This is a genomic window from Actinomycetota bacterium (assembly GCA_005888325.1).
Taxonomy (GTDB): Bacteria; Actinomycetota; Acidimicrobiia; order Acidimicrobiales; family AC-14; genus AC-14.
The window spans coordinates 136,187-162,788 of record VAWU01000017.1; the positions used below are offsets into that span (position 1 = coordinate 136,187).

Consider the following 26,602-nt stretch of genomic DNA (forward strand, 5'->3'; position numbering starts at 1 on the left):
TTGGCGCTCAGCCGGATGCGACGAGCGGGTCGAGCGCGTCGCGGATACGCCTGGTGACCTCTTCGACCTCTCCCGTGCCGTCGATCTCGTGCAGCACGCCTCGATCGCGGTAGAAGTCGAGCAGCGGCCGGGTGTTCTCCTTGTACACCGCTAGGCGACGGCGGATGGTGTCCTCTGTGTCGTCGGTGCGCCCGGAGCGGCGCCCCCGTTCCAGCAGCCGGCGCACCAGCTCGTCCTCTGGCACGTCGAGCGAAACGACGGCATGGAAGGTCCGGTCGTGTGTCTTCCCCCAGTCGTACGCGGTCTTGGCCTGGGGCAACGTCCGGGGAAAGCCGTCGAGAACGAAACCCGGCAGGGGCTCGGGCCCGGCGAGGTGACGGGAGACGAGATCCACGACGACGCGATCGGGCACCAGCTCACCGCGGTCCATGAAGCGCTTCGCCTCGAGACCGACGGGCGTGCCCTCCTCGACGTGCTGCCGAAGCAGGTCGCCGGTCGCGAGGTGCGGGACGCCGTAGGCCTCGGCCAGACGGTCGCCCTGGGTCCCCTTGCCCGCCCCCGGTGGGGCGAGGAGCAGGGCTCGCAACACGGGTGCCTCCCGAACGCCTGTATCGAAGGGAAAGGCGCAGCGTACCGGCGCCCGATAGCTTCGACCCGATGGCGAAGCCGGTCGGTGAGGCGCCGACCCGTCCCCAGGTTCCCCCCGACCTCGCGGACGCGCCCGGCGACCCGCTGGCCGATGGCCTCGAGTGGTACCAGGTCTGCGCGCGGGGAGATTTCAGCGGCCAGGTCGCGGGCACCGTCGAGGTTTCGGAGTCGCTTGTCATGGGGGCCCGACTCGTCGGCGTCGAGGTCGGGCGCCTCCGGATGACGGACACCGTCGTCGACGACTGTGACCTGTCGGGCGCGGTGGTCATGGACGCGGTGCTGACGCGCGTCGAGTTCCGGAACTGTCGCATGTCGGGGCTCGTGGCCGCGGGGGCGCGTTTGCGCGACGTCCGCTTCGTGGAGTGCAAGCTCGACGACGCCAACTTCCGGATGACGACGTCGGAGCGGGTCGAGTTCGACCGCACGATCCTGCGCACGGCCGACTTCTACGCCGCCAAGCTCCCGTCGGTGCGGTTCTCGAGCTGCGACCTCGACTTCGCCCAGTTCTCGAAGGCCGACCTGCGGGGCGCGCGCCTGCACGGCTCGACCCTCGCCGACGTCCTCGGCGCCGACAGCTTTGCCGGCGTGGTCGTGGAGACGGAGCAGGTGCTGCCGCTCGCGTTGCGCGTGTTCGCCGCGCTCGGGATTACGGTCGACGACGACCCTCTCGACGTCGGAGACCCTGGGCGCTGAGTCGAATCGGGATCACCGACGCGCCCTCGATCTCCCCGATGGCGCGGGCCAACATGTGCCGCGCGTCAGCACCAGGACCGCACAGCACCGTGAGCGAGCCGCCGTCGCCGCCTGCGCCGTTGACCTTCCACCCGAGCGCGCCGTGGGCCCGCGCGACGGCGATGACCCGGCGGGCATCGTCGGAGACCACGGACGGATGGAGGGCGGCCTGAGCGTCGGTGCTGTCGACCATCACGTGCCCGAGCTCGACCCAGTCGCTCCGGGCGAGTGCCTCGACCGCCCGCTCGGCGCAGTGCCGGAGCCGCTCGAGGCGCGGTGATCCCGGCCCCTCGTGGGCCAGGTCGGCGACCACACGGTCGTGCACGGCGGAGGACCGGTGGGCGCGCCCGAGGTACACGAGCAGGATGCGACGCTCGAGCTCCGAGCGGTGCTCGTCGCCCATCGCGATCGGGTCGACGCGCGTGTCGGGGTAGTCCGTCACCTCGATGTGGTTGACCCCGCCGTGCGCCGCCGCGAGCTGGTCCTGCACGCCGCTCTGCAGCCCGAGCCGCTCGACCTCGACGCGATGCGCGGCCTGCGCGATCTCGTCACGAGTCCGCCTGATGGCCAACAGGTGGTCGAGCGCGCCGATCACCGCCACTGCGACGGCGGCGGAGGTGCCCGTTGCGCAACCGGGCGGGACACCCGACGCAACCGAGAGCTCGACCGCGACGTCGTCGGGGATCCTCGCCTCGTCGGTGACCGCGGCCAGCAGCCGGTGGCGCTCGGGCACCTCGCTCCCCGGGCACAGCACGAGCCGCTCGCGGAAGTCGACGGCGTCCACCACGACGGCGTGCGGTCGTCTCGCTCGTGGATACGCGGCGGCGCGGACCGTGACGCCCGGGCGAACGGCGATGCTGCAGACGTGACCGTGGCGGGCGAACCACGTGTCGGTCCAGCCACCGATGTCGCACACGCGCACGGGCGCGGTCGCCACTACGACGAGGGTCGGAACGACGGCATCGCCTGACACCGATCGGGTCGAGCGCTCAGGCGACGAGCGGTCGGGCCCGTGCGAGGATTGCCTGACCGTCCGTGCCGGACGGGAGGGTGCCGAAGGCGCGGCCGGAGTCGCCGGCGAGCCGCGACGCGCAGAACGCGTCGGCTACCGCGGCAGGGGAGTGGCGCACGAGCAGCGAGGCCTGCAGCAGCAGCGCCATCCGCTCGACCACGCGCCGGCCGCGGGCCTCGATGCCGTCGAGGTCGTTCAGCTCCGCCTCGAGACACCGTCGCGCCTCGTCGAGGCGGTGGTCCGCATCCCCTGCGAGCCCGACCTCGTCGAGGAACGCCTCGAGCGACGCGGGCTCGCGCCGGATGGCGCGCAGCACGTCGAGGCAGATGACGTTGCCCGATCCCTCCCAGATGCCGTTGAGCGGGCTCTCGCGGAAGAGCCTCGGCATGATCGAGTCCTCGACATACCCGTTGCCGCCGAGGCACTCGAGCGCTTCGGCCGCGTGCGGAGGCTGGCGCTTGCACACCCAGTACTTGACCACGGCGGTGGCAAGGCGCTTGAACGCGGCTTCGCGCTCGTCGCCGGCGGCGGCCGCGTCGTAGGCGGCGGCGAGCCGGGTCATCGTGACCGTGGCTGCTTCCGACTCGACCGCGAGATCGGCGAGCACGTTCATCATCAGGGGTTGCTCGACGAGCAGGCGGCCGAACGCGGTCCGGTGGGCGGCGTGGTGGGTTGCCTGCGCGACCGCCTGGCGCATGCCCGCGGCCGCGCCGATCACACAGTCGAGCCGGGTGTGGTTGACCATCTCGATGATCGTGGGGACCCCGCGGCCTTCGTCGCCCACCATGGTCGCCCACGCACCGGAGAGCTCGATCTCGCTCGAGGCGTTGGAGCGGTTGCCGAGCTTGTCCTTGAGGCGCTGCAGATGCATGCGGTTGCGTGTCCCGTCGGGGAGCCACCGGGGGAGCAGGAAGCACGACAGGCCGCGGGGTGCCTGGGCGAGCACGAGGAACGCGTCACACATCGGCGCGGAGCAGAACCACTTGTGGCCGGTGAGCAGGTAGGCGCCGCCCGGACCGGTGGCGGACGACGCGGGCTGCGCGGAGGTCGTGTTGGCGCGCACGTCGGACCCACCCTGCTTCTCGGTCATGGCCATGCCGCACGTCGCGCCCGTCTTCTCGGTGACGGGGCGGGCGCGGCGGTCGTACGTTCGTGACAGCAGCCGCGGCTCCCATGCGGCCGCCAGCTCGGGCGCGGCGCGTAGGGCCGGGACTGCCGAGTAAGTCATCGAGACCGGGCAACCGTGACCCGCCTCGACCTGCGTCCACACGTAGAACCCCATCGCCCGGGCGACGTGGGCGCCGGCCCGCGGCGTGGCCCATGGTGCGGCGTGGAGGCCGTGCTCGAGCGCGGTGCGCAGCAGCTCGTGGTAGGCGGGGTGGAACTCGACCTCGTCGATCCGGTGGCCGAAGCGGTCGTGCGTGCGCAAGAGCGGCGGGTTGACGTTCGCCAGCCGTCCGCATTCGATCGCCTCCTCGCCGCCGGCCAGGCGCCCGAGGTCGGTCAGCCCGTCGATGGCCCACGCCGCGCCCTCGCGCCGCGCCGCGTCGACCAGTGCCGCGTCGGCGGTGAAGACGTCGTAACCCGCGAGCGGCGGCGGTTGGTTCACGACCTCGTGGGTCGACGTCGCGCCCATGCCGTGAGTCTGCCAGCGGCGGTGGGCGGCCGACACGAGCGGGTCAGCGGTGGACACTGCGCAGGCCCGCCCAGACGAGGTCGGCGAGGCGACGGGCAAGGACCTCGGGGCCCTCGCGGCGCCCGTGACGCAGCCAATGGCGGCTGGTGGACTCGGCCAGCCCCACGATGCCGTGCGCCAGCAGACGCCGGTGCTCGTCGTCGATGTCGGCTTCGATGAGGACGGCGATGGCGTCAGCGATGGCGTCCTCGACCCGGCGGACGGCGTGGACGAACTCCCGGTCGTCGCCGTCACGTCCCGAGCCGACGAACAGCACCCGGAAGGCGCTCTCGTTGTCGGCCACGAACCTGAAGTACGCGCTGAAGCCGTTCTCGACCTGTTGGCGCGGGCCCCCGGCGGCGGCTGCCGCCTTGCCGATCGCCTCGAGCAACCGGTTGCCCACGTCGTCGAGCACCTCGAGGTAGAGCTCGCGCTTCGAGCCGAAGTGCTGGTAGAGGACGGGCTTGGTGACGCCCGCCGCCTCGGCCATGTCGTCCATCGAGGCGCCGTGGAAGCCGCGGGCGGCGAAGAGCTGGAGGGCGATCTCGAGCAGCTGGCGGCGGCGGCGCACGGCGGGAAGGCGGGCCACGCGGGAAAGCTACCCTACGGTAACGAGGGGGACGAGCCGATCGCACTCCGTGGGTATTCGGCCGCGGAGGAGAAGGACCCAGGCACGGTGACGGCGAACGACCAGGGCGTGGCCCACCCCAAACGCCCGGCCCCGGACCGCGGCGCACGCCGCCCGCCGGAGCCGCTGCGACCGTCGCCGGCCCGGCGCCGCATGGTCGGTCTGCTCGAGGTGGCGGCCCGGCGTCGACGCTTCCGCCGTCTCCCCTGAGCTGCGCCGGCCCTCGAGCTTGCGTCGGTCGAGGTGCCTAGTACACGACCACCGAGCGGGCGACTTCGCCGGTCTTCATGGCCTCGAAGGCGTCGTTGATCGCGTCGAGCTTGATCTCACGTGAGATGAGCTCGTCGAGCTTCAGCGCTCCATTGCGGTAGAGCTCGATCAGGCGGGGGACGTCGCGGCGCACGTCGGATGACCCGTACCAGCAGCCCTTGACCGTCTTCTCCGCGACGATGAGGCCGATCATGGCCGGCAGCGTGACCATGACGTCCATCGGTGGGACCCCGACGAGGATCGCCTGGCCGCCGCGCCGGGCCATGCCGATGGCCTGCTGGATGGTGGCCTCGAGGCCGATGACCTCGAAGGTGACGTCGGCGCCGCGTTGCTCGGTGAGGTCCATGACGCCGGAGACCGCGTCGCCCTTGCCCCCATTGACGGTGTCGGTGGCCCCGAACTGCCTGGCCATCTCCAACTTCGAGTCGACCATGTCGACCGCGATGATCCGCTCGGCGCCGGCGATGCGGGCGCCCTGGATCACGTTGAGCCCGACGCCGCCACACCCGATCACCGCGACCGTGTCGCCCTCGGCGATGGACGCGGTGTTCAGCGCCGCGCCGACCCCGGTGAGCACGCCGCACCCGACGAGCGCGGCGACCTTCAGGTCGATGTCGGGATCGATCTTCACCACCGAGATGTCGGGGATGATGGCGTACTCCGAGAACGTGCCCGTGGCCGCCATCTGGTGGAGGGGCGCACCCTGCGACGTCAGCCGGGTGGTGCCGTCGAGCAGGCTGCCCGCCATGGTGGCCGTGTTGCCGACCTCGCACAGGTTGGGCTGGCCGGCGCGGCAGAAGTAGCACTTGCCGCACTGCGGCACCCACGAGACGACGATGTGGTCGCCGGGCCGCACAACGGTCACGCCCTCGCCGACCTCCTCGACCACGCCTGCACCCTCGTGACCGCAGACGAGGGGTGCGGGCCCGCCGTAGAGGGTTCCGTTCTGGATCGACAGGTCGGAGTGGCACACGCCCGACGCGCCCATGCGGACCTTCACCTCGCCGGCGTGCGGCGACTCGATCTCGACGTCGTCACGAACCTCGAGTGGCTGGTTCATGCCCGGCAGGACAGCGGCTCTGTGCGTCATGCGCCCGTTCTACCACCCGGTCATCTCCCCTGTTCGCGGTCGTCGCGCTCGGCGGCGCGCACGGCGTACCCGAGGACGATGGCCGGCGCGAGGACGAGCGAGCCCACCGCCAACGCTCCGATCACGACCACGACGACCGCGTCGGTCAGCCCGGTGACGACGCCCAGCGCGAAGGCGACGACGGCGACGCCGAACGCGCCGTAGCCCGCGCGCTGCCCGAGGGACGCGGCCCGGGCCCAGCGCGCCCGGCGCGCCCGGACCGGGTCTGTGTCGCCGCGGGGCACGTCGCCGGGGGTCACGGCATCCACCCTCGCGCCGCGAGCAGCGCCGCGAGCCGGCGCTCGAGGGCGGCGAGCGAGAAGTGCCGCCGGGCCAGCTCGTGGTTGTGCTCGAGCAGCGCGGGGTCGGGGTGGTCGAGGAACGCCGCGAGCGGGGCGGCGTGGTCGGTGGGGAACCAGCGAAAGCCGTGCGCGGCGAGCTCGGCGACGACGGGGTAGCGGCTCACGGCCAGCGGGCGCCGATGGATGGCGGACTCGATGGTCGGGTTGCCGAACCCCTCCCAGCTCGACGGGAACACGACCGCGTCACAGGCCGCGTACGCGTCGGCGACCGAGCCGACCCACCGTTCGGGGAACGGAGGTGTGGGCCAGCCGTGGATGGTGCGGACGGGTGCCTCGGCCAGCAGGCGGGCGAGCTCGGCTCCGTAGCCCTCCTCGGACGGGCCGAGGATCCAGTAGGTCGCCCCGAGGCCGGCGGCGAGCGCCAGCGCGGCGGGCGCGTTCTTGCGGGGGATGGCCCGCGTGGGGTGCAGCAGGAGGCGCTCGTCCGGGCGCACTTCGAGACGGGCGCGGGTGGCGGCCCGGTCACCCGCGGGCGCGTCGATGTCGAACGCGTTGGGGATCGTGGTGGCGTCGACGCCGCGCGCCGCCAGTTCCCGCCGGCTGAGGTCGTTGATGGTCACGTGGGCCCACGCGCGGTCCACCGGAGGCCAGCCTGCGACCGTGGCGAACCGCTCCCGCTGCCAGGGGAGGTCGTGGTGGTGGAGGACGGTCGGACGTCCGCGGCGGGCGCTCGCCACGGCCTCGGCCGCGGCCGGGTTCAGCGGGAGGGAGCAGAGGTTCTCGACGACGACGAGGCCCGCGTCGGCCAGGGCCCGGTCGAGCGCGGCCGCCGCCGGCGGGGCCGTCGCGTCGATCGCGAGCCCAGGAAGCAGTCGGTCGACCGGGCCCGCGCCCGCGACGGTGACGACCTCGAACCCGAGGGCGGCCAGTCGCCCCGCCCACTTGGCCGCCTCGACCGACACGCCGTCGGGGCCGCCGAGCCGGAAGGACACGAGCGCGACGGTGGCCGCCGCCATGGGCTCAGTGCAGCTGGGGCAGGCGGCGGTTCGTGGCGTCGAGCACGGCCCGGGCGACGGCCTCGGTCTCGTTGGCTCCCCGCACGAGGGCCGATCCCGACACGACGTCCTCGTGGGGCGGGATCACGAACACCATGCTCGCCAGGGCGACCTCGCGGGTCCCGACCCGCACCACGGTTGCGATCTCGACGTCGGCGCACTCGGCCGCGGGCAGCAGCTGGCGGAGCGCGTCGAGGGTGGCCTGGGCGACGAGGCGGGGTCGAGCGGACGCCGCGATCGAACCCTCGGCGAACCCCGCCCCTTCGGTCTCGCCGCGTTGGAGGGTGACGCGCACCAGGGTGCGCAGGCCGTTCTGCTCGCTGCTGATGCCACCGATGACGACCCGCGGCTCGGCGGCCGGCGGGCCCGGGATGGCCGCGGCCGCGTCCAGCTGACCGCCGTCGAGCTGGACCACCGAGATGATTCGCCGGTCGAGGTCGAGCCCGAAGCTCGCCATCGCGACCGACTGCACGTCGCGTGCGACCTGCTTGGCGTGCTTGGCGGGCGAAGCGAGGATGTGCACCTCGGTCGGCCGCCCGACCTGGTCGGTGACGATGCGGGCCGCGTTCACCTCCGGCAGCCGGCACAGCTCCCGCTCCAGGTCGGTGAGATCGGGAGTGAGATCCGAGTCCACTGCCCGAACGGTAGCGAACCGCCACCGCTGGGAGAGGGACCATCGCGCGCACCGTGCCCGAATCACATCCGTGTCGGTAGTTCACAATGACTAGTCGAAGATCACCCCGCGGACCTATTTACCTGACCTCCCGAGTCGTCCATTCTCGGCGAAGGACAGAAACCGGACGCAGTGCCCGGGTAGGCCGAATCGCTCGGCTCGCCCGGATCGGCGGAAAACGGGTCTCGGAGGGCGAATGGCCCAGGAGCGAGGTAGGCGGAAGTGGCGGATTATCTACGGGCGGCCGAGGCGGCGACCCTCCTCCACGTCTCCCCGAAGACCATCAGCCGGTGGGCCAAGGAAGGCCGGGTCCCACACATCGTTACTCTGGGGGGGCACCGGCGCTTCCCCAGGCGTGAGATCGAGGCGCTCGCGGAGCGGCTCAAAGTGAAGTAGCAGCGCCGAGACCAGGGCGTAAAAAACGTGGCGCACGCCACCGCAACTTGACAACCGAAGAGAGGGGAAGCCGGCAGGGGCACACGCCCGTGCTCGTTCTTCCTTGAGCGGAGCGCACCACCCTGTCGTTAGCGGAAACAGGGGAGGCAACCAACTCGAGGAGTTGCTTTCCACATGAAGAAGACGTACATCCGCGCGCTCGCCATTGCGTCGAGCCTGGTCGCTGTCGTCCTCGCTGGTGGTGCCGGTTTCGCACACGGCTAAACCAGGTCGACTGAACAGCAGCAACACAGCTTCAACCAGCAACACAACTTCAACCTCAGCGCGGGCGCTCGTGCCCCTGCCGCCTTCCCCTCGCATTCGGTTGCACCGAGACGCTCACCAGCAGGGACCAACGACACATTGAACGCACCACGGAGGGCTCTAGACGCAGCGGCGGCGCTGGCCGCGGCCGGTGTCGTCGCGGCCGCGCTCGCGGCCGACGGCATGCGGCCTGCCCCGTTGGCCGTGGCGCTATTCACGCTCCTTCTGTTCGCGGCGGAGAACTCCCAGATCCGGCTGCCCTCGTCCACCACGGTCAGCCCCGGCTTCATGATGATCATGGCCTCGATCGCTGCCTTCGACGGCCGGGGCGTGGTACTCGGGGCCGCGATCGTCGGCTTCTGCGGCACCGCGCAGATCACCCTGCTCCGCCGCCGGCGCTTCTCGACCCAGCTCTTCAACTCCTGCCAGTACCTGCTGGCCGCGGCATTCGCGGCGTTCGTGTTCGACCTGCTCAGCTGGCGGAGCGGGCCCGGCCTGTTCGCCGCCGCCATCGTGGCCACCACCGGGTTCGCCGTCGTCAACGTCGCCCTCGTGCTGCCCCACGTGGCGATCGGCGAGCGGCTGCCCCCGGGCGACGTCTGGGGCGACATGCGCCCCGCCATCCCCAACTACTTCGCGTTCGGCCTGCTCGGGCTGCTGCTTGGCCAGCTCTACTCGAGCGTGGGCTGGATCGTGCTCCCGCTGCTCATCGTGCCCGTGGCGATCGCCCGCAAGGTGTTCGCCTCCTTCCTCGAGCTCAAGGAGGCGCACGAGGCGACGGTCAAGGTCTTCATCCGGGCCATCGAGGCCAAGGACCCCTACACCGCGGGCCACGCCGAGCGGGTGGCCAAGTACGCGCTGTACGTCGGCCGCGAGATGAACTTCTCGTCGGCGAGGCTCGAGCACCTTCGCTACGCGGCGCTGATGCACGACATCGGGAAGCTCGCCGTCCCGAGCCGGCTGCTGAACAAGCCGGGCCGGCTCACACCCGAGGAGTACAGCCGGGTCCAGCGCCACAACCGGGTGTGCATCGACATCCTCACCCGGGTCGATTTCATGAAGACGATGGTCGTGGCCGCGTCCGACACCCATGCGCACTTTGACAGTGGCGGCGATCGTGCCGACAACCTCGTCATGGAAGCTCACATCGTGGCCGTCACCGACGCGTTCGACGCCATGACCTCGACCCGCGCCTACCGGCGGGCGCTCGCCCAGGAGGTCGCCTTCGCCGAGCTGCGCGACAAGGCCGGTAGTCAGTTCAACCCCGACTGCGTCGAGGCGCTGGTGCGGGCTATCGAGCGACGCGGCGAGAAGTACGGGCTCGGCTACGAGCAGGACACCACCGACTTCAGCGTGGCGCCTCCGGTCGTCGGGGTGGGGTCCGCCGGCCTCGGCGACCTGCTGAAGCCCGAGGCCGTCCAGGCGTGAACGTCCGCCTGGGCTGGGAGCCTCTGGAACGGCGCGTCCTCCGCGAGGGCGTCGCGAGCGGACTGCTGATCATGACGATCCTCGCCGTCCTCGGCGGCTTCGACGGCGTGGAGCTCGCCGCGCTCACGGTGGTGACCGCTGTCTCCCTGCTCCTCGACGTGCACCTGCCCCAGGGCGGGTCGGTGCCCCTCGGCTACGCCGTCCTGATCGCGCTCGCCTACCTGTTGCCCGGTGGCGACTACCTGCTCGTCCTGCTCTTCAGCGTCCTCCTCGCCCTGCCCGTCCTGAACCGCCGCGTGGGCGCCCTCGGCACCGGCACCACCGCGCTGCGCTGGCTGCTCGCGGCGCTGACCGCGGGCGTCACCGCCCACCTCGTCGCGGGGGTCGGTCTCGGTGGCGACCACAACACCAAGATCCTCGTGTGCGTCTTCTTCGGCGGCGTCTCGTTCCTCACCGCGGACCTGCTGACCGCGCGGTTCGCGAGCGTGCCCGGGGAGGAGCGGGTCAACGCCGGCTCCGCCTGGCCCGTGTACATCACGCTGCTGTCGGCCGCCGCCCTGCTCGCGCTCGCCGACCGCTTCGAGCACGGCGGGAGCACGGGGAGCCCGTGGTTGTCGGCGATCGCCTTCTGCCCGCTCCTCATCACCCGCTTCTCGTTCGAGCGGTACGCTCAGGCGAGCAGCACGTACCGGCAGACGATCCAGGCCCTGAGCATCGTCCCCGAGGTCGCCGGCATGAGCCGGCCCGGGCACGGCGAGCGCACGGCCGTCTACGCCGCGACCCTCGCGGACGAGCTCGGCGTCATCGGGGAGGACCGCGAACGGGTCGTCACCGCGGCGCGCCTGCACCGCATCGGCTACATCTGCCTCGGCGACGAGGAAGAGGAGGCGCCCGAGTCGGTCGACCCGCGGCGCGTGGCGCGCGTCGGCGCGGAGATGCTGCGCCAGACCCGGTTCCTCCGACCGGTCGCCGACCTCGTCGAGGAGGTCGAGATGCATTCGCCCGAAGGCGGGACGCTCGGCGCGGCGATCGTGCGCATCGCCAGCCGTTTCGACGACCATGTCGCCGAGGAGCCGTCCCGCACGAGCGGTGCGCTCGAGATCATCTCCGCGACGACGACCGATCCCGTGGGGCGCCAGGTCGTGAGCGGGCTCAAGCGGTTGCTCGCGGTGCGCCCCGGCCTGGTCGACGACGCGATCCTCGCCGGCTCGCCCGTCACCGAGGCGGCGGCGTCGGCGGACCTGATGCCGCGGTAGCGCCGCCCTACGTCGAGCTCGAGCGGGCGTCGGCCTGCACGAGGTCGAGCACGCGCTGCAGGTCGGGGGAGAGTGGCGAGTCGTCGAGCGGCGGTGCCTCGAGCTTCCCGACCACGGGCACCGGCCGCGAACCGCGTTTGCGGCTGCGGGCCCGCGCCTCCTTGCGGGGCGGCTGCATGAGGTTATGTCGCCGAACGACAGTGCCTCGTTGACGGGCGAAGGCACCGGGATGATGTCGCCGAGGAACACCAGCTTGTCGGAGGAACGCTCGAGGTGGTGCTTCACGCCGACCGGCTTCTCGTGGAGACCGAGCGACCCGATGGCGGTGCGGCTCACGGGCATCCCGTGGTTCAGCCCGATGCAGAGGAGGTTGAGGCTGAAGCCGAGGACGATCAGCCACATCCCGGTGAGACGCCGGTTGGCGATGCCGAAGAGGATGAGGCAGACGTAGGAGAGCAAGAGCAGGGCGAACGGCGCCGGCGCGCTGTCGCGCTGGACCAGCACCTGCAGCAAGAGGCCGATCGGCAGGAGGAGCCAGACGCGGAACGACTTGCCCGAGAGGTGGCGGAACCGGCCGCCGAAGGCGAGCGACACCACGAAGCCGATCGCCATCGCGGCGAGGGTGAACGTCGGGAGCCGCTCGAGAACCGAGGCAGTCATGACCTCCTCAAAGTACCGTGCCCGCTCATGCCGTATGAAGCATTGCTCTACGACGTCTCCTCGGGTGTCGCCCGGTTGACCATCAACCGGCCCGAGCGGCGTAACGCCATGTCGTGGGCCGTTCTCACCGAGCTGCGCCAGGCGATCGCGGAGGCGAAGGCGGACGCCGACGTGCGGGTCGTCGTCCTCACGGGTGCCGGCGACAAGGCCTTCTGCGCCGGCGCCGACCTCACCGGCATGCGCTCCGACGCCAACTACGTCGAGGTGCACGACGCGCGGGGTGAGCTGGCCCGCCTGTTCGACGACCTCTGGGCGCTCGGGAAGCCCACCATCGCCCGGGTCCGCGGCTATGCGCTCGCTGGGGGCTTCGGGCTCGCCCTCGCCTGCGACTTCGTCGTGGCGGCCGACGACGCCCGCTTCGGCACCCCGGAGATCGACGTCGGCCTGTGGCCCTACATGATCACGGTCCCCCTGGTGCGCTCGATGGCGCCCAAGAAGGTGCTCGAGCTGATGCTCACGGGCCGGCGGGTCGACGCGGTCGAGGCCGACCGGCTGGGCTTCGTCACGCGGGTGGTCCCGGTGGCGGAGCTCGACGAGGCGGTCGACGAGCTCGCGGCCACGCTCGCGTCGAAGTCGCCCGCGATCGTGAAGCTCGGACGCGACTCGTTCTACGCGGTGTGGGACCTCGCCGCCCGCGACGCCCTCGCCTACCTGCACCCCATGCTCACGATCACCTCGCAGACCGAGGACACGGCCGAAGGCATCGCCGCCTTTGCCGAGAAGCGCGCGCCACAGTGGAAAGGTCGGTGACCGGTCATGGCTGACCCTCCGGAGCTGCACGACTGGAAGCCCCTCGTCGAGGACCTGCGCGCCCGTCAGGAGCGCGCCCACGCGATGGGTGGGGAGGCGCGCGTCGAGCGGCAACGCTCGCTGGGGAAGCTCCCGGTCCGCGCCCGCCTCGACCTGTTGTGCGACCCGGGCTCGTTCGTCGAGTACGGGCTGCTGGCCGACTCGATGGACCCGGGCCTCGCGGACAAGGGCTATCTCGCATCCGACGGCATGGTCGCGGGTGTCGGCGAGGTCGAGGGCCGGCGCGTCTGCGTCTGCGCCTACGACTTCACGGTGATGGGCGGGTCGATGGGTGCGGTCGGCGAGCGCAAGACGGCGCGCATGCGGGAGCTCGCCCTGCGCTGGCGGATCCCCATCGTGTGGCTGCTCGACTCGGCCGGGGCGCGCATCCAGCAGGCGACGGGATCGACGTTCGCCGGCGCCGGCGCGCTGTTCCGTGAGCAGGTGACGATGAGCGGCGTGGTGCCCCAGGTGGCGGCCATGCTGGGACACTGCGCGGCCGGCACGGCCTACATCCCCGCGCTGGCGGACTTCGTCCCCATGGTGAAGGGGACGTCGTCGATGGCGCTCGGCGGCCGGCACCTCGTCAAGGCTGCGACGGGCGAGGACGTGTCCGAGGAGGAGATGGGCGGGTCCGCCGTCCACAACCGCGTGAGCGGCGTGGCCGACCTCGAGGTGCCGAGCGACGAGGAGTGCCTGACCACCGTCCGCCGCTACCTCTCGTTCTTCCCGCCCAACAACCTCGAGGCCCCGCCGGTGCGTGAGACGAGCGATCCCGTCGACCGCCGCTGCGAGCGGCTGTACGACATCGTCCCCACCGCGCCACGCCGCGCGTACGACGTGCGCAAGGTCGTGCACGAGATCGTCGACGACGGCGAGTTCTTCCCGATGAAGCCCGACTGGGCGAAGAACATCGTGACCGGGCTGGCCCGGGTCGGTGGTCAGCCCGTCGGCATCCTCGCCAACCAGCCGATGGTGCTCGGCGGCGCCCTCGACGTGAACTCGGCCGACAAGGCGGCGCGCTTCACGTGGCTGTGCGACGCATTCGGGATCCCGCTCGTGTTCCTGATGGACGTGCCCGGCTTCATCGTCGGGTCGGCCGTCGAGAAGCAGGGCATCATCCGCCACGGCGCCAAGATGCTCTTCGCCATCTCGGAGGCCACGGTGCCCAAGATCACGGTCGTCATGCGCAAGGCCTACGGCGCCGGCTACTTCGTGATGAACGGCACCGCCTACGAGGCGGACTACATCGTGGCGTGGCCCACGGCCGAGATCTCGGTCATGGGTCCCGACGGCGCGGTGAACATCATCATGCGCAAGCAGCTCGAGGCGATCCCCGAGGGTGACGAGCGCACCCGGGCCCGCCTGGCCATGGCCGAGGAGATCCGCAAGACGATCGACCCCTACATCGCCGCGGGCCATGCGCAGGTCGACGACATCATCGACCCGGCCGACACCCGGTCGGCCATCTGGCACGGCCTGCAGCTCTCGCGCGACAAGGTGATCGAGCGGCCATGGCGCAAGCACGGCGTGCTGCCGGTGTGACCGCTGCTCGGTGCGCCCCGCTGTGCGCTTCTACGTGACCGTGCGGGTGCGCCGGGTGAAGAGCCAGACGAGCAGGGCCGCGAACGCGATCGACAGGATCCACCCGGCCGAATAGTTCTCGCCGAACAGCACCCGCCCCACGAGGCCGGCGAGGAGCGAGCCGGCGATGCCGACGAGCATCGTCCAGAGACAACCGATCGGCTGGCGGCCGGGCACGGCCAGGCGACCGAGCGCCCCGATGACCAGTCCGGAGACGATGAGACCGATGAGGTAACCCACGACGCCGACTAGTCTGCCCCGGTTCGGGTCCCCATCACCGACAGGAGCGCACCCGTGGTCGACGTCGTCGCCGAGATCGCCGCCAACGTGTGGCAGGTGCCCGTCGAGGTGGGCCAGACGGTGGCGACGGGCGACACCATCGCCATCCTCGAGTCGATGAAGATGGAGATCCCGGTGGAGGCTCCCGTCGCAGGCACCGTCGCCGAGCTCCGGGTCGTGCCGGAGGACCAGGTGAACGAGGGCGACGTCATCGCCGTGATCGACGAATCGTGAGTCGCGTGCGGTGATTCGTGTCGAGCGGCGCGGCGCGGTCGCCGTCATCACGCTCGACCGGCAGGAGCGCCGCAACGCGATCGATCAAGGCGCATGCCGTGCGCTCGTCGACGCGGTGGATGAGACCGAAGACGCGCGGGTGCTCGTCCTCACCGGCGCGGGTGGGCACTTCTGTGCGGGGGCCGACCTCACCAATGTCGAGGACACGGCGTTCGTCGAGGCGTTGCGCGCCGCGCTCACCGCGCTGCGCGACGTTCCCAAGCCCGTGATCGCGGCAGTGCACGGTGCCGCGCTCGGAGCCGGCACCCAGCTCGCGATCGCGTGTGACCTGCGCGTTGCCGGGGCCGATGCCCGCTTCGGCATCCCGGCCGCCAAGCTGGGCCTCATGGTGGATCAGTGGACCGTGCAGCGCCTGGCGCTCCTGGCGGGTCACGGGCCGGCCCGCGCGATGCTCCTCGCGGCAGAGGAGCTCGACGGTGCCTCCGCGGCGGGTCTCGGGCTCGTGCAGCGGCTGGGCAGCGTCGCCGACGCCCTCGCATGGGCGGACGAGATCGCGGTGCTCGCGCCCCTCACGATCGCGGGCCACAAGCTGATGCTCAACCGGTGTGAGCGCGACGTGCACAACGATCCCGAGGTGGCCGACGCGTTCGCGCGGGCGTGGCGGTCGGCCGACCTGGCGGAGGGCATGGCCGCCTTCAGGGAGCGGCGGGCACCGCGGTTCTCGGGTGACTGAGGCCCGGCCGGCCTCGGAGGCCACGAGCAGGGCGCGCGCCCGGGCCGGTCTCGGCCTGGCCGTCGCCGGTCTCGGCCTGCTGGCGTTGGTCATCGCGTACGCCGTGCTCGTCCGGCCGGACGCGACCGCTCGCGACCCCGGTGTGGCGTTCGCGTTCCTGGGCGGCCTGGCCTCGTTCGTCACCCCGTGCGTGCTGCCGTTGGTGCCCGGCTACCTCTCGCTCGTGTCCGGCGTGAGCGTGGCAGAGCTCCGGGCCGGTGAGACCGTCGACACCGGGCACGTGCTCCGGTCGACTCTGCTGTTCGTCGCCGGGTTCACGCTCGTGTTCGTCGCCCTCGGGGCCGGTGCGAGCGCCCTGGGCTCCCTGCTGAACGACCACCGCCAGGTGCTCGACCGGGCCGCGGGCCTCGTCGTCATCGTGATGGGCCTGTTCCTCGCCGGCGTCGTGTCGCCACGGTTCCTCGTGGTGGAGCGACGCTTCCACGTCCCCGTCTCGCGCCTCGGAGCGCTGGCGCCGCCGCTCATGGGCATGGCCTTCGCGCTCGGATGGACGCCCTGCATCGGGCCCATCCTCGGCGCGGTGATCACCCGGGCCGAGACCGAGGCCACTCTCGGGCGCGGCGTGACGCTGCTGTTCGCCTACTCGCTCGGCCTCGGCGTGCCGTTCGTCTACACGGGTCTGGCGTTCGGCCGCATGACGTCGGTGTTCACGTGGGTCCGCCGCCATTTCCGCGCCATCAACGTGGTGTCGGGCCTCGCGCTGACGCTCTTCGGCATCCTGCTGCTCACCGAGAACGTCACCTGGATGTCCCGACAGCTCATCCACGTCTTCGACGCGCTGCACCTGGACGCGTTGAGCAGCAGCTGAGGTGACGCGCCGGTCAGACGTTGGCGGGCAACAGGCGCGAGATGTTCTCGAAGAAGACGAAGAGCACGAAGAGGAACACGGGCGTGCCGAGCAGGTAGACCGGCCAGCGCCGCCACAGCCGGCCCAGCAACCAGATCAGGAACGCGACCGCGGCGACAACCGCGCCCCACAGCAGCGCCGGTCTCCGCGCCGAGGCCGCGCCGGAGAGCCCCGCAACGGGCCGCCTCGGGCGGGGGGTCGGCCGGACCTGGGCGCCGGGGGCCGCCTCCGGCGGCGGCGGGGGCTCGCCGACGAGGTGGGACACGACGATGAGCCGTTGCCGGGCGCTGTACTTGGGGTTGCAGGTCGTGAGCGTGAGCCGGTTGTCGCTGGTGGGGTTGAGAACCGTCACGTCGGTCGGCTTGACGACGACCGAGGTGTCGACCTCGTACCGGTACTTCCCGGCGTGCGTCGACACGAAGATCTGGTCGCCGGGCTTCAGCTCGTCGAGCCGGTTGAAGGGCGCGCCGTAGGTGGTGCGGTGGCCCGCGATGGCGGCGTTGCCGGCCTCACCGGGGAGCGGAGTGTCGGGGTAGTGGCCGGGCCCCTTCTTCAGGTCGGGGACGCCGACGCCGTTGACCACCGCCTTGTTCACACCAATCTTGGGGATCTCGATCAGCGCGACCGCCTCGCCCTCCGGGGTCGGCGGGGCCACGACCGTCGTGGTCGTGACCTGCGGTGCCGTCGCGGGCGCGGTCGTCGTCGACGTCGTCACGACCCGCGCGAACTCGCGTCTCAACTGCTTCTGGGAGCGCGCCTCGGCGATGTTCGTGCCCCACAGCTCGTAGGCGACGAACAGCAACAAGAGGGTGCCGAACGCGATGAGCGTGCGACCCACGGCGAGAAGGATGCGGCTGGTACGCACGCTGAGATCCAGGGTAGGCCATGCGCGCCGCGGCTTCGTGGTGCCCGGCTCACCCCGCGCCGCCGCCTCACGCCGTTGACGGAGGATGTCCTTCCTCGTCGGGCGGGGAACAGCCGACGCCTCGGCGACGCGGCGCGCCTCTTCGTCGGCGACGCGCGTCTCTTCCGCGCGATGCGCCTCTTCCTCCTCCGCAAGCCGCGCCGCCTCGCGGGCACGGCGCGCGTCCTCTTCGGCGACCCGCGCCTCCTCCGCCCGCCGCGCCGCCTCCTCCGCGAATCGCGCCGCTTCCTCCGCGATCCGCGTCTCCTCCGCGCGCCGGGCGGCCTTCTCCGCGCGTCGCGCGGCTTCCTCGTCGACCCGCGTCTCCTCGTCGCGCCGCGCCGCCTCCTCGGCGACCTCGTCCGGCGTGTACGGAGCCAGCTCCCCGAGCTCGGTCGTCGTTTCCGACCTCCGCGCGCTGAACCGCACTGTCGAGCCGGTGGCCTGCGTCGCCCCGCGGAGCGGGGCCGGCGGCGGTACGCCCGGCCCGGGAGCGACCGGGCTCATCGCCGGTGGGGCCGGCGGGCCTGGAGGGCCGGGGGATGCGGGCGGGGCCGACGGGGCTCTCCCCTCGGATGGCCTCACGCTCCAGCGAGGCAGGCCGCTCTCGGAAGGCAGTGCGCTCTCGGAAGGCAGTGCGCTCTCGGAAGGGAGGGCCGCCTCGGGAGGCAGCCCCGTCTCGTCGGGCCATCCCGCGGCGGGTGGCGAGACGACGCCCTCGTCGGGCCACACCTGCGGCTTCGAAGCCTCCGTCTGGTCCGGCCACTCCGCTCGCTCGGGCCCGACCGGGTGCTCGTCGTGCGGGCCTCCCACGAACGGCATGTCCTCGTCGCGGAGCAGCATGGCGAGGGGATAGATGCGGAGCTCTTCGGAGCCCTCGACCGGAGACACCTGGACGATGAAGATGGCGTCCTCACCGTTGAAGGTGCCCTGGATGCCGGTCACCGCCTCGCTGCCGCGGCGGATGATCTCGAGCGCGGCGAGCTCCTGCGCGGTCAGCTTGCGCATCGCCGTCGTCTCGTCACATTTGCTCCGGGCTTGCTTGGACCTACCTTCGGGAGCGCCGATAGCTTAGGGAACGGCTTCACATGACTGCCGCCGTCCGCTTTCGCTCCGCGGTCTCGCTCCTCGGCCGATTTCCCGCCCTCGCAGGCGTCGACCTCGACGTCGCGCGCGGCGAGATCGTGCTGCTCCAGGGGCCGAACGGCGCGGGGAAGACCACCCTCCTCCGCACGTGCGCGGGCCTGGTCGCCATCGCGTCGGGAGAGGCCGAGGTGCTGGGCCATGACCTGCGTCGTGACCGGCGGACGGTCCGTCGCCGGGTGGCCCTCCTCGGTCACACCGGGTCGCTCTACGAGGACCTGACCGTCGCCGACAACCTGCGCTTTGCCGCGCGAGCGGTGGGCGCGGACGTACGCGTCGCTGAGGAGGCGATGGCCCGGCTCGCCCTCGACGGCCGTCTGCGGCATGTGCCTGTGGCCAAGCTGTCGGCGGGGCAGCGCCGTCGAGCGTCGGTCGCCGCGCTTCTCGCGCGGCGAGCCGAGCTGTGGCTGCTCGACGAGCCGCACGCCGGGCTCGACGCCGACGGGCGCGACGTGCTGGACGCGCTGGTGCGCGAGGCGACTGCCGGTGGCGCCACCGTGTTGCTGGCGTCCCACGAGGTCGAGCGTGCCCGCGCCCTGGCTCACCGGGTCGTGGACATGGCAGGAGGCCAGGTGCAGGTGCGACCGGCTGCCGTCGCAGGTCGGGAGCCGCTCCATGTTTCGTGATGCCGCGCTCGTCGCCGGGAAAGACCTTCGCGTCGAGCTGCGCTCGAGGGTCGCGACCAACCAGGTTGCCCCGTACGCGTTGTTGGTGTTGATCGTCTTCGCCTTCGCCCTTGACCCCGACCGGGGATTCCTCGCCAAAGCGGCCCCCGGCCTGTTCTGGGTCGCGGTGGTCTTCTCGACCCTCCTGGCGGTCCAGCGTAGCTTCGCAATCGAAGCGGCCGACGGCGGTCGCGACGCGCTGCGATTGTCGGGTCTCGACCCGGCCGGGATCTTCATCGGCAAGGCCGCGGCCGTCGGCCTCCAGCTGGCGTTGCTCGAGGTCGCTCTCGGCATCGGTGTCGTCGTGCTGTACGACGCGGCCTTGGGTGGCGCCGTCCTGCTCGCCACGACCTGTGTGTTGGCGACGGTCGGTCTCGCCGCCGCGGGCACGGTGTTCGGGGTGCTCGTCGGGGGATTGCGCGTGCGCGAGACGCTGCTGCCACTGCTCTTGCTCCCGGTCCTCGCACCGCTCGTTCTCGGCGCCACCCGCGCCACTGAATACGCGCTCGCGGGCGAGCCCGCCAATGGCTGGCCGTGGGCACAGCTCCTCGCTTCGGCATCGTCGCCTTCGGACCCCTCCTGGAGGAAAGTTGACCACGTCGACGCCTGCCACCCGCATCCTCGGCGCGTTCGCGCTCGGTGGTTTGGCGCTCACCGCGGTGCTCGCGCTCGTCGTGAGCCCGGCAGACGTCAACCAGAAGGATGCGGTCCGGCTGCTCTACATCCATGTGCCGACGGCGTGGCTCGCGCTCTACCTGTCCTTCGGCGTGACGACGTTGTGCAGCGCGCTCTACCTCTGGCCCCGCACCCGCTCCCGCTTCTGGGACCTGGCCGCGGGTGCTTCCGCCGAGATCGGCGTCCTCTTCCTCGGTCTGACGCTCGTCATCGGCTCGATCTGGGGTCGCACGACGTGGGGCGTGTGGTGGACCTGGGACGCGCGGCTCACCACGACGGCCGTGCTCTTCGTGCTCTACCTCGGCTACCTCGCGCTGCGTCGCGTTCCCGACGACACCGACGTGCGCTCGAAGCGATGTGCCATCGCCGCCCTCGCCGCGTTCGTCGGGGTGCCGATCGTGCATCTGTCGGTCGAGTGGTGGCGCACCCTGCACCAGCCCGCGTCGATCCTCGACGAGCGCCGCCTCCTCGACCCCGCCATCCACGGCTCGATGGCGTGGACGCTGTTCGTCGGGGTCATCGCCTTCACCCTCGTGTACGCGTGGCTGCTCATCCACCGCTTCCGCGTGGCCTGGCTCGAGGAGCGCCTCGAGGACCGTGTGCTCGAGACCGCCCTCGCCGAACGGCGGGCGGAGGGCGCCGCCGCGCTCGTGGCCGGCCCACGGTGACGTACGCGGGCTACGTCGCGGCGGGGTACGGCATCACCTTCGTCGCGCTCGGCGCGTACGCGTGGCGCGTCATCGCGAGGGGACGCGCTCTCAGTCGCGCCCTGCCCCCCGAGGAGCGGCGGTGGCGGTAGGGGTCGACGGGTCGGCGCCGGTACCTGCCGCGCCTCGGGTACGGCCCCGCTCGGGCAACGCTCGCCGCCTCTGGGTCGTGGGAGCGATCATCGTGGCGGCCCTCGGCTTCCTCGTGTTCCGGGGCCTCGACAACGCGACGCTCTACTTCCGGACCGCCGACGAGGCGGTGGCGAAGCGAAACGAGCTCGGCACCCATCGTTTCCGCATCGAGGGCACGGTCGTGCAGGGAAGTGTCCGCGAGCGCGACGACGGGCTCGACTTCCGCATCGAGAGCAAGGGGACGATCGTCGACGTGGTGCACCGCGGGAACCAGCCGGGTCTGTTCAAGCCGGGGATTCCCGTCGTGCTCGAGGGCCGATTCGCGGCCGGCAGCCAGACCTTCGACAGCGACCGCATCCTGGTGAAGCACTCCGAGTCATACGTGGCCAAGAACCCGGAGCGCGTCACCACGACGGTCCCCGCGCCGTGAGCGCCGTCCTCGGGACGGCGGCCGTCAGCCTCGGGCTGGTGGGCGCGGTGCTGGGCGTCGTGACGCTCGGCTTGGGGCTGCGCAGGCACGACGCGCGCCTCCTGCACTCGGGGCAGCGCTACGCGTGGGTCGTCGCGACGGGTGCGCTCCTCGCGACCGTGGCGATGGAGGTCGCGCTGATCCGCCACGACTTCTCGCTCAAGTACGTGGCCGAGCACGGGAGCCGCGAGACACCGCTCCTCTTCACGATCACCACCATGTGGTCCGCGCTCGAGGGATCGATCCTGCTGTGGGCGCTCGTGCTCGCCGGTTACCTCGTGTTGCTGGTGCGACATTTCCGCGACCGGGTCACCGATCCGCTGGTCGCGTGGGCCACGTTGACGGTCTTCGTCGTGGCCGCGTTCTTCTTCCTGCTGATGGTCGGGCCCGCCAACCCGTTCAGGTTGGTGAGCGGGACGATCCCCACCGACGGCCCGGGGCCCAACCCGCTGTTGCAGAACCATCCGCTGGTTGCCTTCCATCCACCGATGCTCTACCTCGGCTACGTCGGGTTCACGATCCCGTTCGCCTTCGCCGTCGCCGCGCTCGTCACCGGTCGTCTGGGCGAGGGCTGGCTGATCGAGACCCGGAGGTGGACGCTCTTCGCGTGGGGCTTCCTCACGGTCGGCATCGTGCTCGGCGCGTGGTGGTCGTACGAGGTGCTGGGTTGGGGTGGCTACTGGGCGTGGGACCCGGTCGAGAACGCCTCGTTCCTTCCCTGGCTCACCGCGACCGCGTACGTCCACTCGGTGATGGTGCAGGAGCGCCGCGGCATGTTGCGTGTGTGGAACCTCTCGCTCCTCCTGGCCACCTTCTCGCTCACGATCCTGGGCACGTTCCTCACCCGCTCGGGCGTGCTCGACTCGGTGCACGCGTTCACCGAGTCGGCCATCGGTCCGATGATCCTCGGCTTCTTCGGCCTCACGGTCGCCGTCGGCGTCGGGCTCATCGGATGGCGTGGCGACCGCCTGCGCTCGCCCGGCTCCATCGACTCGCCCGTCTCGCGGGAGGGCGCGTTCCTCGCCAACAACGTGTTGTTCGCCGCCTTCGCGTTCGTGGTGCTCATGGGCACCGTGTTCCCGCTCGTGGCGGAGGCGTTGAACGGCGACCGCCTGTCCGTCGGCGGTCCCTACTTCGACCGGATGACGATGCCGGTGGGGTTCCTGCTCCTGTTCCTCATGGCGGTCGCTCCCGCCCTGCCGTGGCGCAAGGCCTCCGGTGAGGTGCTGCGCCAGCGACTGTTGTGGCCCGCGTGGGCGGCCACGATCACCGCGGTGGTCGTCGTCGCCTTGGGCTACCGCGGCCCGGCCGCGCTGCTCGCGTTCACGCTCGGCGCGTTCGCGGCGACGGCCGCCCTTCGCCAGCTGGTGCTCTCGGCTCGCCGCTCCCGCGCCCAGGGGAGCGGGGCCTGGCGCGGGCTCATCGGCCGGGCCAACGGCGGGATGGTCGTGCACCTCGGTGTCGTGCTGATCGCGGTGGCCTTCGCGGCCAGCCACGCGTACCGCGCCTCCGGTGAGTTCCGCTTGACACCGGGCCGGTCGGCCGAGGTCGCCGGCCACCGCGTCACCTACCTCGGCACCACGCAGGTGACGCACAGCAACAAGACGAGCATGGAGGCTCGTGTCCGGATCGACGGCGGCAAGGTGTTCAGCCCCGCCCTCCACGAGTTCCCCTTCGCCACCCAGGCCATCGGCTCCCCGTCGGTGAAGACCGGCTTGCTCGAAGACGTCTACCTCACGCTCGTCGCCGCGCCCGAGCAGGGGAGTCGCACCGCGACGATCGGAGTTGTCGTGCAACCCCTGATCGCCTGGCTCTGGATCGGCGGCGGCCTCATGGGAGTCGGCACGTTCCTTGCCGCGTGGCCGGGTCGTAGGAGGCGTCGCCCGACGTCACCGGCGTCCGCGCCGGTTCCGGACGAACGTCTGCTCGAGCCCGCGGTGGTCGGGTGACGACGATCTCCGTCCCGCCGCGCACCGGCACGCGGCGTCACACCGCCCTCTGGGTCGCGCTCGCCGTCGGTGTGCTGCTTGCCTTCCTCGTCGGCGTCCTGGCCACTCGCGACTCCGCAGCCGACAAGCTCGCCGGCAGCCCGTTGCTCGGGAAGCCGGCGCCCGAGATCGACGGGAAGACGTTGGCCGGCGACCGCCTCACCCTCAGCTCGCTGCGGGGACGCTGGGTCGTGCTGAACTTCGTCGCCAGCTGGTGCGTGCCGTGCCGGCAGGAGCATCCGCAGCTCGTCGATTTCGACACCCGCCACCGAGCCGGCGGCGACGGCCAGGTGCTCGGGGTGGTGTTCAGCGACAAGCCCGGCAATGTGCGCGACTTCCTCCGCGAGAACGGTGGGGACTGGCCGGTGCTCGAGGACCCACAGGGACAGATCGCGCTCGAGTTCGGTGTGCGCGGTCCGCCGGAGTCCTTCGTGATCAGCCCGGGCGGTGTGGTGGTGGCCAAGATCGTCGGACCCGCGACCGCCGACGGCCTCGAGCAGATCCTGGCGTCGTCGACCGGGGTGAAGCGGTGACGTCGCGACCCGTGCGACCGCGTCAGCTGTTGCCCTGGCTGGTGATGGGCGTGCTGCTCGTCACCGCGTTCACCATCTCGACCCACCGCGATTCGCGGCCGGAGACGACGCAGGCGCGTGTGAAGCGCGTGGCGTCCGAGGTGCGGTGCCCGACCTGTCGCCAGCTCTCAGCCGCGGAGTCCGACGCGCCGGCGGCGGAGGCGGTCCGCGTCGCCATCGCAAAGCGCGTCGAGCAGGGTGAGTCCGACGCGGAGATCCGTGCGTTCCTCGTCAGCGCGTACGGCGACGACATCCTCTTGAAGCCGGGCGGCTCGGGTGTGGCCGGGCTGGTCTGGGCCCTCCCGGTGGCCGCCTTCGTCTGCGCGGTCGCAGGTCTGGCGCTCGCCTTCCGGCGTTGGCACCGCGTCGGGCTCGATCCGACCGCCGACGACCGTGCGCTCGTCGAACGCGCCCTCGCGGGCCTTCCCTCCGCAGCAGGGAGTGGAAGCAGTAAGGGGGACAGGTGACGGTGGTGCCTCGCGACGGCGTCGACGTCGACGAGCGGGCCCGGCTCGAGGAGGAGCGTGACTTCCTCCTCACGTCGTTGCGCGACCTCGAGCTCGAACGTGAGGCGGGCGACATCGACGAGCTCGATCACGCCCGGCTGCGCGACGACTACACGGCGCGGGCCGCGGCGGTGCTGCGCGCCCTCGAGAACCACGATGTCGCCGCGATGGTCACAGTCGAAGAGGCGGGGAAGCGGCGCGCCCCGCGGTTCGTCGCGCTGGTCAGCGCCGGCGTGCTGGCCGTCGCCGTCCTCGCCGGTGTGCTCGTCGCCCGGTCCGCGGGCGAGCGCGTGGCCGGCCGACCCCTCACGGGCGCGGTGCCCTCGACGGCTCCGCTCGACGACCTCACGCGCGCGCGACAGCTCTTCAGCGAGCGCAACTACCTCGACGCGCTCAAGCTGTATGACAAGGTGCTGAAGGGTGAGCCCGACAACGTCGAGGCGCTCACGTACCGCGGCTGGCTCCTCTTCCAGGCCAGCCCCACCGATTTCACCGACCGGGCGTTGCAGTCGCTCGACCGGGCCGTCGCCGCCGACCCCCGCTTCCCCGACGCACATTTCTTCCGCGGCTGGGTGCTGCGTCACGGCAAGCACGATGCGGCCGCGGCCATCCCCGAGTACCGCACCTTCCTCGCGACCAACCCCCCACAGGAGTTCCGCCAGCGGGTGGAGCAGGAGCTGAACCTCGCCCTCTGCGACGTGGGTCAGGCTCCGACGGGGATCACCTGCCCTCCGGCAGCGTCGACGCCGTGACAGTGCGCCTGGGAGGGGGCCAGGGCTTCTACGGCGACGGTGTCGCGCCGGTCGCCGACCTGCTCGACGCGGGGGTGGACTACCTCGTGTGTGAGGCGCTCGCCGAGCTCACGCTCGCGATCCTGCAGAAGGACCGTCAGCGCGATGAGAGCCTCGGCTTCACGCGTGACCTGCCGTTGTACCTCCAGGCGGCGCTCCCGTTCGTGCTCGACGGTCGCACGCGGTTCATCACCAACGCCGGCGGCATCAACCCGATCGCCGCGGGTCGCGCGGTGAAGGCGACCGCGGCCGCGCTCGGGGTGAGCGGCCTCAAGGTGGCGACGGTCGTGGGCGACGACGTGCGACCCCGGGCGTCGGCGCTGGGTCTGCCCGACGACGCGCTCTTCGCCAACGCCTACCTCGGAGCACGACCGATCGTCGACGCGCTCGACGCGGGCGCCCACATCGTGATCACGGGTCGCGTGGCGGACGCGGCGTTGTTCCTCGCACCGCTCGTGCACGAGCTCGGGTGGCGCTGGGACGACTGGGACCGTCTGGCTGCGGGTGTCGTTGTCGGCCACCTGCTCGAGTGCAGCGGACAGGTGACGGGTGGCAATTACTCGGGAGCCTGGTGGGAGAACCCGGCGCCGGCGCGCATCGCGTTCCCGATCGCCGAGGTCGAGGAGGACGGAACGGCTGTCATCACGAAGCCGTCGACCGCGGGCGGCATGGTGACGTTCGACACCGTGCGCGAGCAGTTGCTCTACGAGGTGCACGACCCGTCGCGCTACCTCAGCCCCGACGTCGTGGCCGACTTCACGTCGCTCACCCTGCACGACCTGGGCGACGACCGCGTGCGCGTGAGTGGCACGCGCGGCGCGCCCGCACCCGAGACCTACAAGGGCCTGGTGTGCACGCCCGCGGGTTGGGCCGGCGAAGCGCGGCTGGCGTACTCGTGGCCCGACGCCGAGGCCAAGGCGCGCGCCGCGCTCCGCTTCGTGCGCACCCGCGCCGAGGCGAACGGGGTCCCGATCGAGGAGTGGCACGAGGAGTACTTCGGGGTGAACGCCTACGGAGGGCCCACCGTCGGGGACCACCCGGGTTGCGAGCCGCCCGAGGTCGTCGGCCGGCTGGCCTGGCGCACCAACGACCCGGAGTCGGCGGGCCGGGTGGCGCGGGAGATCGGCGTGCTCGGCCTTTCCGGGCCGCCGACGATCAGCGGGATGGGCCGGGGCGGCGCGGGCCGACCCACGCAACTCCTGTCGGTCGAGCCCTTCCTGGTCGACCGGACGCTCGTCGATGCCCAGGTTCGCGTCGAGGTGGACGAGCTGTAGCGCGCTGCGCCCGCCCGGTTGTA

The 26,602-nt window shown here is 71.6% G+C and carries 27 protein-coding genes and 1 pseudogene; 18 read left to right on the forward strand and 10 right to left on the reverse strand.

Translation table 11 applies throughout. The features are described 5' to 3' along the window. Positions 1–7: 7 nt before the first annotated feature. Complete coding sequence (locus tag E6G06_04320) at positions 8–589, reverse strand: adenylate kinase (protein ID TML92976.1); 582 nt, start codon at positions 587–589, stop codon at positions 8–10. Positions 590–657: 68 nt separating this feature from the next. On the opposite strand from E6G06_04320, the gene E6G06_04325 reads away from it, so the two are divergent. Continuing rightward, entirely contained in the window at positions 658–1,341 is a 684-nt protein-coding gene (locus tag E6G06_04325; GenBank protein ID TML92977.1) for a pentapeptide repeat-containing protein, read from the forward strand. Here the strand turns inward: E6G06_04325 and E6G06_04330 are convergent. The 7 genes from E6G06_04330 to E6G06_04360 form a co-directional block, all read right to left on the reverse strand. Beyond that, positions 1,295–2,317 carry a GHMP kinase gene (locus E6G06_04330; protein ID TML92978.1) on the reverse strand — a complete coding sequence of 341 codons (1,023 nt, stop codon included), beginning with the start codon at positions 2,315–2,317 and terminating at the stop codon, positions 1,295–1,297. The genes E6G06_04325 and E6G06_04330 overlap by 47 nt on opposite strands. Positions 2,318–2,369: 52 nt before the next feature. Beyond that, on the reverse strand, positions 2,370–4,028 hold the full coding sequence (locus E6G06_04335; GenBank protein ID TML92979.1) for a DNA alkylation response protein: 1,659 nt from the start codon (positions 4,026–4,028) through the stop codon (positions 2,370–2,372). Between the two features lie 43 nt (positions 4,029–4,071). After that, complete coding sequence (locus E6G06_04340; protein TML92980.1) at positions 4,072–4,656, reverse strand: TetR/AcrR family transcriptional regulator; 585 nt, start codon at positions 4,654–4,656, stop codon at positions 4,072–4,074. A gap of 286 nt (positions 4,657–4,942) precedes the next feature. Continuing rightward, positions 4,943–6,055: a Zn-dependent alcohol dehydrogenase gene (locus tag E6G06_04345; GenBank protein TML92981.1), complete on the reverse strand. Its 1,113-nt coding sequence runs from the start codon at positions 6,053–6,055 to the stop codon at positions 4,943–4,945. A 20-nt stretch (positions 6,056–6,075) separates the two neighbouring features. Next, on the reverse strand, positions 6,076–6,354 hold the full coding sequence (locus E6G06_04350; GenBank protein TML92982.1) for a hypothetical protein: 279 nt from the start codon (positions 6,352–6,354) through the stop codon (positions 6,076–6,078). Next, the gene (locus E6G06_04355; protein TML92983.1) at positions 6,351–7,412 is read right to left on the reverse strand and encodes a glycosyltransferase family 4 protein; all 1,062 of its coding nucleotides are present in this window, start codon (positions 7,410–7,412) and stop codon (positions 6,351–6,353) included. The genes E6G06_04350 and E6G06_04355 overlap by 4 nt, the downstream gene beginning before the upstream one ends. A gap of 4 nt (positions 7,413–7,416) precedes the next feature. Next, complete coding sequence (locus E6G06_04360; GenBank protein TML92984.1) at positions 7,417–8,085, reverse strand: hypothetical protein; 669 nt, start codon at positions 8,083–8,085, stop codon at positions 7,417–7,419. 261 nt (positions 8,086–8,346) lie between these two features. On the opposite strand from E6G06_04360, the gene E6G06_04365 reads away from it, so the two are divergent. From E6G06_04365 to E6G06_04385, 5 genes are all read left to right on the forward strand, one after another. Then, positions 8,347–8,520: a helix-turn-helix domain-containing protein gene (locus E6G06_04365; protein TML92985.1), complete on the forward strand. Its 174-nt coding sequence runs from the start codon at positions 8,347–8,349 to the stop codon at positions 8,518–8,520. A 402-nt stretch (positions 8,521–8,922) separates the two neighbouring features. Beyond that, a complete protein-coding gene (locus E6G06_04370) occupies positions 8,923–10,251 on the forward strand; it encodes an HD domain-containing protein (GenBank protein TML92986.1) in 1,329 nt (442 codons plus the stop codon). Beyond that, a complete protein-coding gene (locus tag E6G06_04375) occupies positions 10,248–11,507 on the forward strand; it encodes an HD domain-containing protein (protein TML92987.1) in 1,260 nt (419 codons plus the stop codon). Before E6G06_04370 ends, E6G06_04375 begins: the two co-directional genes overlap by 4 nt. 687 nt (positions 11,508–12,194) lie before the next feature. After that, positions 12,195–12,977 (forward strand): crotonase, encoded by a 783-nt coding sequence (locus E6G06_04380; protein ID TML92988.1) that lies wholly within the window; start codon positions 12,195–12,197, stop codon positions 12,975–12,977. An 84-nt stretch (positions 12,978–13,061) separates the two neighbouring features. Next, positions 13,062–14,561, forward strand: coding sequence for an acyl-CoA carboxylase subunit beta (locus E6G06_04385; GenBank protein ID TML93046.1), 1,500 nt, complete (start codon positions 13,062–13,064; stop codon positions 14,559–14,561). A 30-nt stretch (positions 14,562–14,591) separates the two neighbouring features. On the opposite strand, the gene E6G06_04390 is transcribed toward E6G06_04385, so the two are convergent. Further along, positions 14,592–14,840, reverse strand: coding sequence for a hypothetical protein (locus E6G06_04390; GenBank protein ID TML92989.1), 249 nt, complete (start codon positions 14,838–14,840; stop codon positions 14,592–14,594). 54 nt (positions 14,841–14,894) lie between these two features. Here E6G06_04390 and E6G06_04395 point away from each other — a divergent pair, with 54 nt between their 5' ends. From E6G06_04395 to E6G06_04405, 3 genes are read left to right on the forward strand one after another with little or no spacing between them, the layout of a single operon-like run. Next, positions 14,895–15,113, forward strand: a complete 219-nt coding sequence (locus tag E6G06_04395) for a biotin/lipoyl-binding carrier protein (GenBank protein TML92990.1) — start codon at positions 14,895–14,897, stop codon at positions 15,111–15,113. Between the two features lie 10 nt (positions 15,114–15,123). After that, the gene (locus E6G06_04400) at positions 15,124–15,846 is read left to right on the forward strand and encodes an enoyl-CoA hydratase (protein TML92991.1); all 723 of its coding nucleotides are present in this window, start codon (positions 15,124–15,126) and stop codon (positions 15,844–15,846) included. Then, on the forward strand, positions 15,719–16,714 hold the full coding sequence (locus E6G06_04405) for a cytochrome c biogenesis protein CcdA (GenBank protein ID TML92992.1): 996 nt from the start codon (positions 15,719–15,721) through the stop codon (positions 16,712–16,714). The genes E6G06_04400 and E6G06_04405 overlap by 128 nt, the downstream gene beginning before the upstream one ends. Before the next feature lie 13 nt (positions 16,715–16,727). Here E6G06_04405 and E6G06_04410 read toward each other — a convergent pair whose 3' ends face one another. Further along, positions 16,728–18,164, reverse strand: coding sequence for a class E sortase (locus tag E6G06_04410; protein ID TML93047.1), 1,437 nt, complete (start codon positions 18,162–18,164; stop codon positions 16,728–16,730). A 581-nt stretch (positions 18,165–18,745) separates the two neighbouring features. Between E6G06_04410 and ccmA the strand changes: the two genes are divergently transcribed. The 9 genes and pseudogenes from ccmA (at position 18,746) to E6G06_04455 (ending at position 26,579) form a co-directional block, all read left to right on the forward strand. Further along, complete coding sequence (gene ccmA / locus E6G06_04415; protein ID TML92993.1) at positions 18,746–19,426, forward strand: heme ABC exporter ATP-binding protein CcmA; 681 nt, start codon at positions 18,746–18,748, stop codon at positions 19,424–19,426. After that, positions 19,416–19,997 (forward strand): annotated as a pseudogene (locus tag E6G06_04420) (hypothetical protein). Before ccmA ends, E6G06_04420 begins: the two are co-directional and overlap by 11 nt. Continuing rightward, a complete protein-coding gene (locus E6G06_04425; GenBank protein ID TML92994.1) occupies positions 19,990–20,808 on the forward strand; it encodes a cytochrome C biogenesis protein in 819 nt (272 codons plus the stop codon). Before E6G06_04420 ends, E6G06_04425 begins: the two are co-directional and overlap by 8 nt. Further along, positions 20,498–21,409, forward strand: a complete 912-nt coding sequence (locus E6G06_04430) for a cytochrome c maturation protein CcmE (GenBank protein TML92995.1) — start codon at positions 20,498–20,500, stop codon at positions 21,407–21,409. The genes E6G06_04425 and E6G06_04430 overlap by 311 nt, the downstream gene beginning before the upstream one ends. Next, positions 21,406–23,397: a heme lyase CcmF/NrfE family subunit gene (locus tag E6G06_04435; protein TML92996.1), complete on the forward strand. Its 1,992-nt coding sequence runs from the start codon at positions 21,406–21,408 to the stop codon at positions 23,395–23,397. Before E6G06_04430 ends, E6G06_04435 begins: the two co-directional genes overlap by 4 nt. Beyond that, positions 23,394–23,969 (forward strand): redoxin domain-containing protein, encoded by a 576-nt coding sequence (locus tag E6G06_04440; GenBank protein TML92997.1) that lies wholly within the window; start codon positions 23,394–23,396, stop codon positions 23,967–23,969. The genes E6G06_04435 and E6G06_04440 overlap by 4 nt, the downstream gene beginning before the upstream one ends. Next, positions 23,966–24,475 carry a cytochrome c-type biogenesis protein CcmH gene (locus tag E6G06_04445; GenBank protein TML92998.1) on the forward strand — a complete coding sequence of 170 codons (510 nt, stop codon included), beginning with the start codon at positions 23,966–23,968 and terminating at the stop codon, positions 24,473–24,475. Before E6G06_04440 ends, E6G06_04445 begins: the two co-directional genes overlap by 4 nt. Beyond that, a complete protein-coding gene (locus E6G06_04450) occupies positions 24,472–25,266 on the forward strand; it encodes a tetratricopeptide repeat protein (protein ID TML92999.1) in 795 nt (264 codons plus the stop codon). The genes E6G06_04445 and E6G06_04450 overlap by 4 nt, the downstream gene beginning before the upstream one ends. Then, complete coding sequence (locus E6G06_04455) at positions 25,263–26,579, forward strand: DUF1446 domain-containing protein (GenBank protein TML93000.1); 1,317 nt, start codon at positions 25,263–25,265, stop codon at positions 26,577–26,579. The genes E6G06_04450 and E6G06_04455 overlap by 4 nt, the downstream gene beginning before the upstream one ends. Positions 26,580–26,602: the final 23 nt, after the last annotated feature.